Origin of the sequence: Psychrobacter sp. PG1 (assembly GCF_014897815.1) — a bacterium.
Lineage (GTDB): Bacteria > Pseudomonadota > Gammaproteobacteria > Pseudomonadales > Moraxellaceae > Psychrobacter.
The window spans coordinates 50,095-61,280 of sequence record NZ_JABUZG010000041.1; the positions used below are offsets into that span (position 1 = coordinate 50,095).

At 43.1% G+C, this 11,186-nt stretch carries 10 protein-coding genes; 9 read left to right on the plus strand and 1 reads right to left on the minus strand.

Annotation, left to right across the window (positions count from 1 at the left end; all coding sequences use genetic code 11):
* Positions 1-225: 225 nt before the first annotated feature.
* From INT03_RS03340 to INT03_RS03370, 7 genes are all read left to right on the plus strand, one after another.
* On the plus strand, positions 226-1,959 hold the full coding sequence (locus INT03_RS03340; RefSeq protein WP_193007582.1) for an amidohydrolase: 1,734 nt from the start codon (positions 226-228) through the stop codon (positions 1,957-1,959).
* A 135-nt stretch (positions 1,960-2,094) separates the two neighbouring features.
* Entirely contained in the window at positions 2,095-3,051 is a 957-nt protein-coding gene (locus INT03_RS03345) for an alpha/beta fold hydrolase (protein ID WP_193007583.1), read from the plus strand.
* Positions 3,052-3,182: 131 nt separating this feature from the next.
* Complete coding sequence (gene dapD, locus INT03_RS03350) at positions 3,183-4,004, plus strand: 2,3,4,5-tetrahydropyridine-2,6-dicarboxylate N-succinyltransferase (RefSeq protein WP_193007586.1); 822 nt, start codon at positions 3,183-3,185, stop codon at positions 4,002-4,004.
* A 241-nt stretch (positions 4,005-4,245) separates the two neighbouring features.
* Positions 4,246-4,977, plus strand: a complete 732-nt coding sequence (queE, locus tag INT03_RS03355; protein ID WP_193007588.1) for a 7-carboxy-7-deazaguanine synthase QueE — start codon at positions 4,246-4,248, stop codon at positions 4,975-4,977.
* 61 nt (positions 4,978-5,038) lie between these two features.
* Positions 5,039-6,193 (plus strand): multidrug resistance efflux transporter family protein, encoded by a 1,155-nt coding sequence (locus INT03_RS03360; protein WP_193007589.1) that lies wholly within the window; start codon positions 5,039-5,041, stop codon positions 6,191-6,193.
* A gap of 116 nt (positions 6,194-6,309) precedes the next feature.
* Positions 6,310-6,945 carry a trimeric intracellular cation channel family protein gene (locus INT03_RS03365; protein WP_193007591.1) on the plus strand — a complete coding sequence of 212 codons (636 nt, stop codon included), beginning with the start codon at positions 6,310-6,312 and terminating at the stop codon, positions 6,943-6,945.
* 261 nt (positions 6,946-7,206) lie between these two features.
* Positions 7,207-7,872, plus strand: coding sequence for a trimeric intracellular cation channel family protein (locus INT03_RS03370; RefSeq protein WP_193007593.1), 666 nt, complete (start codon positions 7,207-7,209; stop codon positions 7,870-7,872).
* Positions 7,873-7,945: 73 nt separating this feature from the next.
* On the opposite strand, the gene recJ is transcribed toward INT03_RS03370, so the two are convergent.
* On the minus strand, positions 7,946-9,775 hold the full coding sequence (gene recJ, locus INT03_RS03375) for a single-stranded-DNA-specific exonuclease RecJ (protein ID WP_193007595.1): 1,830 nt from the start codon (positions 9,773-9,775) through the stop codon (positions 7,946-7,948).
* Positions 9,776-10,095: 320 nt separating this feature from the next.
* On the opposite strand from recJ, the gene INT03_RS03380 reads away from it, so the two are divergent.
* The gene (locus tag INT03_RS03380; RefSeq protein ID WP_055123847.1) at positions 10,096-10,611 is read left to right on the plus strand and encodes a hypothetical protein; all 516 of its coding nucleotides are present in this window, start codon (positions 10,096-10,098) and stop codon (positions 10,609-10,611) included.
* 257 nt (positions 10,612-10,868) lie between these two features.
* On the plus strand, positions 10,869-11,102 hold the full coding sequence (locus INT03_RS03385; protein WP_045445299.1) for a hypothetical protein: 234 nt from the start codon (positions 10,869-10,871) through the stop codon (positions 11,100-11,102).
* Positions 11,103-11,186: the final 84 nt, after the last annotated feature.

Consider the following 11,186-nt stretch of genomic DNA (forward strand, 5'->3'; position numbering starts at 1 on the left):
CCTTCTCATCCAATTGGCAATACCACAGTTGTCAGTGCAAAACTCTTAAATAGCATTGACCGCACAAGGCTTTATCGCTAAATTGGTTGCAACATTCCTATCTTTTAAAACAACATTCACTGATAAAATATGAATACTTTTAGAATATAGAAAGCCCACCACGTACCAATGCTTATGACACACGGATGTAAGCATCAAATCACCTTTAAAGATAACGTAATGAATATGAGCACATTACTAAAACCAACTGTACTGAGCATTGGATTAATGAGTGTCATAGGTTGCACTACCATGCAGACCGCGCCCAAGGATATGAGCAACTCAGCAACTGTCTATTACAATGGCAACATCATCACGATGGAGGGTGATCAGCCGCAAATGGCTGAAGCCTTAGTCACCCAAGCGGGCAAGATTGCCTATGTGGGCAATTTACAAGAGGCGCAATCGAAATATAAAAATGCCGCGCAGATTAATCTACAAGATAAAACCTTATTACCCAGCTTTATCGATCCGCACAGTCATTTTGATATGGTGTCGAACACCATGGGTCAGGTCAATCTCAACCCGCCGCCTATCGGTCAAGTCGATAGTATTCCCAAAATGATGCAAACGCTAAAAGATTATAAAGTGGACAATAACATTGCTGATGGCGATTGGATATTTGGTTGGGGTTATGATGAAACTCAGCTCACTGAGGGGCGTCATCCGACCAAAAGTGAAATTGATAAAGTATTGCCAAACAATCCAGTGTATTTACAACACACAAGTGGTCACATGGGCGTGGCAAATAGCAAGGCGCTGGCCATGATGAACATCACTGCTGACAGTAAAAATCCAGCAGGCGGTAATATTGCTCGAATTAAAGGCTCTAATGAACCAAACGGTCTCGTACAAGAAACGGCGATGTATCCGTTCGTGCGCAATATGCTAGAAGTGTTAGCGCCGAATCAAGACAAATTCTTTGAGCAGACGCAAGATTATTATGCAAAGAATGGCATAACGACGGCGCATAACGGTTCGACAGCTCGTAATACCATTCAGTTTTTTCAAAAACAAGCCGATGCAGGTAAACTTAAAATTGACTTGGTCGCACTGGCAGGAGTGAGTGACTTAGATGAGAATTTGGCTGATAAAAACTTCGTATGGAAAACCTATAAAAACGGTTTTAAAGTACAGGGTACCAAAATCGTTGCAGATGGCTCGCCACAAGGCAAGACCGCCTATTTTAGCCAACCTTATCTCACGCCAGTTCCAGATTGTGAAAAGGACTGCCGCGGTCTACCAAGTGTCAGCCCAGATGAACTGAACGAGATGTTTGTCAAAGCCTATGCTCGTGACAATCAGCTCTTTATCCATAATAATGGTGATGGCGCAACCGATATGCTCATCAAGGCACACGAGTATGCGGTCAAAAAGACTGGTCAAGCAGCTGATAAAGATCGCCGTACTGTGCCCATTCATGCTCAATTTGCCCGACCTGATCAGCTAGCCGCATTCAAAAAATACAATATGGTGCCGTCCTTCTTTACCAACCATACTTACTTTTGGGGAGATGTACACGTTAAAAACTTAGGTAAAAAACGTGCCGACTTTTCAAGCCCGATTGCCACTGCTGATAGAATGGGACTTAAATACACCAATCACTCTGATGACACAGTGACACCTGTCGACCCGCTATTTACAGTCTGGTCAGCAGTCAATCGCACTTCACGCTCAGGTAAAATCATTGGTAAAAATGAGCGAGCGACGCCGTATCAAGCGTTAAAGGCCATTACCAGCAATGCCGCTTATGAGTATTTTGAAGAAGACAGCAAAGGCACTTTGACGCCAGGGAAACTGGCTGATTTGGTTATCTTGGATGCCAACCCGTTAACCATAGAGGCAAGCAAGCTCAAAGACATCAAAGTCATCACAACCATTAAAGAAGGTCAAACGATTTACCAACGTCCAGTACAATAGCTCATGGTAAGCGCCGTATAATAAGCCAAATTTTAGCAGGCGATTTCAAATTGTCATGCCTGCTATTTATTAAGATGATGAACCATTGAAACTATTTATTAAAAACATTCATTAAAACTGTTTAAGGAACCCTATATGAGTACCAACACCGATACAGGTAACGACCACATTCTCTCTTCCGATAATATTCATTACTTGCATCATGATTTTTTTGAACCAAGCCATGAAAACACAGTGGTAAAAGCCACGTTACTGATTGTCCACGGTATGGCAGAGCATAGCGGACGTTACGCAGACTTCGCTCAGTTTTTAGCGGATAATGGTATCGCAGTGGCAACTTATGACCATTTGGGACATGGAAAGACCGTCAAAACATCAGCAGATTTAGGTTTTTTTGGTGAAGAGCATCCAGTACAGTCCCTGCTAAAAGACGTCATTGTCATGGCAGATAGCTTAAAAAACCGCCATCCTGACGTGCCACACTTTGTAATGGGTCACTCTATGGGCTCGTTTATTGTGCGTAATGTCCTAAAGCACCATGCACACAATTTTACAGGTGCTATTTTGATGGGTACAGCAGATGCCAACCCCTTGACTAAAGTACTACTCCCAGTCAATAAAGTACTGGCAAAAGTAGCACCCAAAAAACCAAATGCAATGTTTGCCAAGGTGATGAATAAAGTCTTGAATAGTAAGCTTGAAGATCGCATCTCTTCATCAGAATTTGCATGGTTAACTGAAAATCCTGCCGCCATTGAAGCCTATGAAGCAGATCCCTTAACGGGCTTTGATTTCACCAATAATGGCTTTATGACATTATTCTTTCTGATGGAAACTGGCTTAAACAAAGGCTGGGCAATGACTATTCCAAAAAACTTCCCGATGCTATTTATCAGCGGCGAAGATGATCCTATTGGAGATATGGGTAACGGCATCCGCAAAATTGTCACGCGCTTAAACAAGCAAAATTTCAGTCAAGTAGATATCCAACTCTACCCAAACATGCGTCATGAGCCTTTGCATGAAAAAGACCACCAAACAGTTTATAAAGATATCTTAGAATGGATAGAAAGCCATAGCTCAGATAATTAACAGCAGCGGTCAACTTGTTTGCTAAAAGTCGCCAAATTAGCGACAATACGGCAAGCAAGTTTTTACGCCAAGTCATGCGAGTTATTTCACGATAATATATGCTTTACCTTCCACTAACTTTAGGAACCTTTATGTCATTACAACAAACCATCGAACAAGCCTTTGAAAAACGCAACGAATACAGCCCAAGCACGATGCCACAGGACGTGCGTGATGCTATTAATCAAGTACTTGAGCAACTAGATAACGGCACATTGCGCGTTGCAGAAAAAAAGGATGGCGAATGGGTCGTGAACCAGTGGGCAAAAAAAGCCGTTTTGCTCTCTTTTCGCTTAAACGACAACTATGTTCAGGCAGCGGGCGAACATGTGCAATTCTATGACAAAGTGCCGACTAAGTTTGCCAACTGGACCGAAGCACAGTTCAAAGAAGCTGGCGTACGCGTTGTACCACCAGCCGTTGCTCGTAAAGGCTCTTTCATCGCAGCTGGTGCAGTATTGATGCCGTCGTATGTCAACATCGGCGCGTATGTCGATCAAGGCGCGATGGTAGATACGTGGGCGACCGTGGGTTCATGTGCCCAAATTGGTAAAAATGTGCATTTATCAGGTGGCGTTGGTATCGGCGGCGTATTAGAGCCATTGCAAGCGAATCCAACTATCATTGAGGACAACTGCTTCATTGGTGCACGTTCTGAAATCGTTGAAGGCGTAATCGTCGAAGAAGGCGCTGTTATCTCGATGGGTGTATTTATTGGTCAATCAACGCGCATTTATGATCGCGAAACGGGTGAGATTCATCGTGGCCGTGTACCAGCAGGCTCTGTTGTTGTACCGGGTAGCTTACCTTCAGAAGATGGTACGCATAGCTTATATGCTGCTATCATCGTCAAAAAAGTCGATGCACAAACCCGCGCTAAAACATCAGTCAATGAGTTATTACGTTTAGCTTAGTATTTTTAATACTTAGAGTCTCGTACCCAAACCGTACGGACAGCGACAGATCCTCTTTATTAAAGACGCTGAAGAAAACTTCAGCGTCTTTTTTGCAGCTTAATAGAGGGTGGTGCGTTATAATCCCTTTTTTTGGTTTGGCTTTATCCAAACGCAAAACGCCCATACCAGAACTTGCCTTTTTATTACCGTTGATAAATGCCTCATCCCATTAGCAATCTTTAACTGTATTTGACATATTATGAGTGAATCACTATTACGCACCGCCGCCATTCCTGTCACTGATCCTGAAGCGGGTCTACGTTTGACAGAAATTTTTTATTCTTTGCAAGGTGAAGCGCTGACCTCAGGCTTGCCAACGATATTTGTACGCTTGACTGGCTGTCCACTTCGCTGTGTCTATTGCGATACTGAATACGCCTTTACTGGCGGCGAGCGGCAGTCGCTAGAAACCATTATAGAGACCATCAAAAGCTATCCTTGCAAGCGTATTTGTCTGACTGGCGGCGAGCCTTTAGCTCAGCCGAACGCCATTGAGCTAATGAAGCGTTTACTGAACGACGGTTATGAAATCTCGCTTGAAACCGCAGGCGCGCTCACGGTAGCAAACGTGCCAAAAGCGGTCAGTAAAGTCATGGATCTCAAAACGCCAAGCTCAGGCGAAGTCGATAAGAATCTATGGTCAAACCTGGACTACCTCACTCAGCACGACCAAATCAAGTTTGTCATCATGAACCGTACTGATTACGACTGGGCAAAAGCCATGTTGATCGAGCATGAGCTAAACGATTTGGTCGGAACGGTTTGGTTCTCTCCGATGTTTAATGTCGCAGAGGATATCGACGACGAAGTCAGCCCCGATGTACCTTTGTTGGCGCGCGAACTTGCAGAATGGATGTTGGCTGACGCGCTGCCCGTACGCTTCCAATTGCAACTGCATAAAATCATCTGGGCAGATGCTAAAGGCAAATAATAGTCCAATCATCTAAATGGATATTCAACATAAATAGCGACCCAAGGATAGGAATATAGGTATGGTCAAACTCATTTTATTGGGCTTATTATCGGGGGCATTTTTTAGCTCGACGTTTGTGTTAAACGAAGTTATGAGTGCGGCTGGTGGGCATTGGTTTTGGTCAGCTAGCCTTCGCTATGCATTTATGTGGCTAATACTCACGGCTATTATAATTATGCAGCATGGTTTTGGGCGTATTACAGAGCTAATGACTATATTCCGTCAACATTGGGGCTTTTGGTGTATTACTGGCAGTATTGGTTTTGGAGTTTTTTATACAGGAATATGCTACGCGGCCGATCATGTCGCAGGCTGGGTAGTTGCCGCGACCTTTATGTTTACAGTGGTCGCAAGTCTACTCGTTTTGCTAGCATTCGGACAACGTTTTGATAAAAAATTCATTGCATATGCATTATTAGTATTTGCCGGTGTGGTACTGGTCAATATCAGTGAAGGACTGCATGCCGCTTCTTTGCTAGATGCTGATGCAGTGCCTATGAAAGATATGCTGCTTTATGGTGCCGTGCCTGCCCTAATAGCCGCCTTTAGCTATCCCATTGGTAACCAGTTGGTTTGGCAGGTATCTTACAATGCGCGCAAGCGTAGTGCCGAGCCTACTAGCACTCAAAAAATTGATATCCAAGCCAACGAGATTAGTAAAAAAACAACCTCACTTATTACAGAAGCACCTGCATTGTCAGCCGATATGAGTTATACGGCGGACGCGGTCGATTCCTTAAACCTTAACCACCCCACTCAAACCTTGCCGAGCTCTGTGCTGCAAACTTTAATCGCACGTATACCTGCTATCAAAACCACCCTGCTACAAAATGCCTTTAACAAAGTATGGTTAATGACCTTGGGCAGTCTGCCATTTTGGTTGGTTTTGGGTTTTATCGTTCATCCGGATTTGCCTGATACTAAGCAGGTATTCAATACCTTACTTGTGGCTCTATTGGCAGGCGTGGCGGCAACCAGTATCTTTTTATATGCCCGTGAAAAAGCGGAAACTTCAAGCGAAGTGGCTGGGGTTGATGCCACTCAGGCAAGTGAAGTGATATTTGCCTTAATTGGCGGTATGCTATTGCTCAATAATACCCTGCCATCAGCGATGGGCTTAATAGGTATTGCTCTGATTATCATTGGGCTTATTCTATTTGCAAAAGATGGCTAAACTACTATCTAAAATTAGGTTAACTCTATTTAAATTATTGATATAAACAACTTCAAAACTAACCTAGTCCAGCACAGCCAATCTATTTTGATGGCCATTATATTGGTAATATAATCATGGTTAATGATTTAATTTTTCCTGATATTTTATTATATTTATTAGATATGGTTGGTGTGATTGCTTGTGCGATCGCAGGTACACTGCTGGCACAGCACAAAGGCTTTGATATTGCTGGCTGTATCTTGGTTGCGATGGTCAATGCTATCGGCGGCGGTACACTACGTGATATGGCGCTAGACCGTCATCCGCTCTTTTGGATGACTGACCTCAATTATGTGATCGTCATCACAGTGACATCGCTTATTTTACAAATATTCTTTCATCTATATCATAAGATTGATAAGGCATTGAAGCTGTTTGATGCCATTGGGTTGGCGGCTTTTAGCGTGATCGGTTTTAAGATAGCATTGACACAAGATATGTCAGCTATTATCGCTATTATGATGGGGGTTTGGACGGCTATTATTGGTGGTCTGCTACGCGATATCATCTGTAATGAGATACCACTGTTACTTCAACGCGAGATTTATATCTCTGCTAGTATTGTAGGTTCGATCACTTATCTGCTGCTTGATCGTTTGGGTGTAAATGCTGGGTTGAACGAGTTTGTTATGCTGGGCGTTATCTTTGCTGTACGGATGCTAGCATTGCGTTTTGATTGGCACCTGCCTTCTATACGTTTGGTGAAATAAGACCGATATATATGGTTTAAACACTAGAGCGTGTTCTCAATTCAATCGTTTACTTTCTAAATGGCCTAAGAATAGCTAAATTTTGCCAAACATCGTCAAATAGCTTCTTAATATCTCAATATTATTTGCGCTTCTTTCCTTGTTTGACGGCAATTTATCTCATTTTTATCACTATTTTTAAAATGAGAACAAGCCCTAAGCTCTACTGCATTGGCTTATAATAATCAGACAATCATCATACAAACTTAGTGAGATTTGCTCATGCTGGCTATCGCATTGAACCCTTCAGCACTAATCACTACGTTTGACCCACGCTCTCTCATTTACCTTTTTGATATGATTGGTATTATCGCTTGTAGTATTTCAGGCACGATACTGGCAAAACACAAAAATTTCGATGTTTTTGGTTGTTTACTGGTGTCTATTGTCACCGCTATCGGTGGTGGCACTGTGCGTGATGTCATTTTAGATCGCCATCCACTATTTTGGATGGTGGATATGAGCTACCTGACTGTTATCACCCTCTCTTCATTAGGGATGCAAATATTCTTTCACCCCAACTCTAAACGCGTTAATAAGTTCCTCAAACTCTCAGATACTATTGGACTATCAGTTTTTACCTTAATCGGTATCAAGGTTGCCGATAGTATGGGTGCAAATGTGCCCGTGGCATTATTACTTGGGGTGATCACCATTATTGTCGGCGGTATTATCCGCGATATGATCTGCAATGAGATTCCGCTGGTGTTGCAGCAAGAGATTTATATTTCGGCAGCCTTGGCTGGCGGCATCCTCTATTTCGCACTACACAATCTGGGTGTGACAGCTTGGATTGCTGACATCGCTACTATGGGTACGATTTTTACCTTACGCATGCTCGCTATTCGTTATGACTGGCAGTTTCCAACCATCGAATGGAAATACTAAAAAAGCGTCAACCTTAAACAAAGTCGACGCTATATTTGCTACTTATTAAGTATCTTATAATAAGATAATGCCATCATTCCTGTACCACTGCTAAATCCCTTACCATCAACTGTAGACTTTGTTTGCCGTTCCACTCGTTGATGTCTAGCTGAAATAATACATGCACTTTTTCTGCACGATAATCCCATCTCTCGCTATCAAAGTTAAAATAAATTGCTTCAATCGGATATTGCACATCAGGGTAACGCAGCGACAGTTTAAGGTGCTTGTCTTTTAATATCTTAAAGCTTAACACTTCAAAGACCCCGTCAAATATTGGCGGTGCAAAGCCATGACCCCAAATATTGGCATCAGCTAGGTGTTCAGCAAACCACAAGCTAAAGTCACTCGCCTGCAACGCACCATCAGTGAGTTTTTGCTCGGCAAACACTTCATTATCCATCTGTGCCATGACGTCATTAAAAGCCATAACAAACCCATCAAAATTACGACGGTTGATCGTTAAGCCTGCTGCCATCGCATGACCACCAAAATGACTGATTAAATCAGGATGGCGCTCGGCAACCTGCTCAATCGCATCACGAATGTGCACGCCAGCGATAGAACGCGCCGAGCCTTTGATAAGGTCATCGTCACTGGTACGCTCTGTATCCGCGGGCGCAAAGACGATACTTGGCAAATAATGACTTTCTTTTAACCGTCCAGCGACGATGCCGATGACGCCTTGATGCCAATCATCTTGGTATAAAACGATACTGCGTTTATGATTATTATTCGTCTTTTTCTCAGATCTATTTTGAATAATAACATCGCCGCTTTCATGGTTATCCGCCGTAGCCTCATCGTCCATGTCTGTATCCGCAGCGGCTAATGTCTGTACGATGTTATCCGCTTGCGCGCGCATCTCACCTTCTACCTGCCGACGCGTTCGGTTTAACTGTTCAAGCTCTTGCGCCAAGCGCTGCGCCGTACTCCAGTCATCCGTCAACAAACACTCAATACCGATGCGCATATTGTCCATACGACCAGCGGCATTGATACGAGGTCCTAAGACAAACCCAAAATCCTGTGCCTGCAACTGCTTAGGATCTCGCCCTGCTTGTTCAAGGAGTGCCAAGATACCGAGCGAGCAGCGCCCTTGGCGGATAGCCGCCAGTCCATGATGCACTAAAATGCGATTGTTTTTATCAAGCACCCCAACGTCAGCAATCGTCCCTAATGCCACCAAATCCAAATATTGACTCACTTGCACGGTAGATTTACCGGCTTCGCGGCGCAGCTTGGCTAAGCGTCCAAGCACATAAAATGCCACGCCCACCCCTACGAGCGCTTTACTGCTAAAGTGACAATCAAGCTGATTGGGATTAACCACAGCCTCCGCAGGCGGTGTTTCTTTAGTCGTCAAATGATGATCAGTAATAATCACAGTGATGCCATCGGCTTGCGCACGAGCCACGCCTTCATGGCTTGAGATACCATTATCAACAGTCACTATCACCTCAGGATGATACTTCTCAATACCCAATTCGACAATTTCTGGTGTCAAACCATAGCCATACTTAAAACGGTCAGGCACTAAAAAGTCAACGACTGCGCCCATTTTTGTGAGCGCACGCATCATCAATGCGGTACTGGTCGCACCATCACAGTCAAAATCACCCACGATAAGGATACGCTGACCGGCATCGATGGCGACGTCTAATAGACGCACTGCTTCGGTGACACCATGCAGCATTTCGGCTGGCAATAGCGCAGAGAGTTGCGTCTCTAGCTCATCAGGTCGAGTAATGCCGCGACCTGCGTATAAGCGGGCAAGCGTCAATGATTGGGCGGCAAGTGGTTGCAGCGCGGCGGGCAACTCGTCGATGCGAGTGCTGGTATAACGGGGGGTTAAATTTAGCATGTGCATATTCTACTGGCTTTGGCAGAGGGTCACAATGACAATTTTTGGTGGCTTGGTTTATCGTTTTTTGTTGCAGTACATTGTGATAAGCCATATTTTAATACTAGCATGGAGCAAATAATTCATACTCTGTGCATATTATACGCATAATATTTCATTTACAAAAACGGTGCATAGCGACTGCATTTTTCTGCATTTTGCTACAAAGCAATGATTGTATGCCGCTCAGAAATCCATAAAATGGTAAACAACTGAGATACTTGCTATCTATTGAGATTTTTTATTTGATTTTTTATTTTAACCATTTATAAGGATGTTTTATGAAAACCACACCACTGGCTGAAAAACTACCAAATACCATTGACCCTAGCTTGGATCTCGAACAAGTAAAAAAGGAATGTCAAAAGTTGGTTAAAAAACGCGCCAAATATTCTGCTGGTGTTGCCATCGTTCCTGTGCCATTTTTTGATGTTGCAGTAGATGCAGGTATGCTTACTCAACTATTACCTGACATTAGCGAACGATTTGGCTTACTTGAAGACCGTAAGGCAGCAGTTGATTTAGAATCACGAGCCATTCATTGGGGCGCATTAAAAGATCGTACTGTCGATTTTGCAGGGTTGATGGCGACACGTGGTATTGTTAAAAAGACCGTACAAGGCTTCGGTGGTCGTATCGCTGCTAAACAAGTAACGAAATTTATCCCACTAGGGGGTCAAATGGTTGCTGCTACAATGGGCTATATGATTTTCAAAAAAATCGCCAATGACCACATCAATGAGTGTTACAAGCTTGCAAAAGATATTCAGCAAAAGCAACACGGTAAAAATGTCTAAAACAGTTAAAAAACTGACATCAACTTTATAAAATAAAACCAGCTAAGAGCCATTGCCTTAGCTGGTTTTTTTGTGCTGAGTTACGTATATATGGGTTTGAATCGGCTGCTTTGCGCAGAATGCTATTAAGCTAAATAGCATTAACAGTGGAAAATGGCAAAAATCACCACCAAATATAGCAATACTTCATGAATATTTCACCTCTCTCGGTTAATGAACTCGTTAAAGTAAGATAAATTTTATTCATGGATTCTTGTATGCTGCACTTTAGCGTAGATAGTTATGAGCTCACGTCAACACTGATATTGCTATTGGGTTGCATCATTCTTTTCATCGCCAGTATTTCGGCGGCATTTAATGACCGTTTTGATGATTGTTCGTGGGAACACCTCACCACTTGGTTATTTATCGTCGGTGGTTTATTGATGATTGTCGGCTATATTGGTTATAAAGCCTATGCATATTATCACCCCTATGCGTGGCTGGATTAATAACGTCAAGCTTTGATAAAAAAAAGCTTTATTCAATACTAGGGCATGTCTTCAATTGGTTAAGCCATAAATAATAGTTACAAT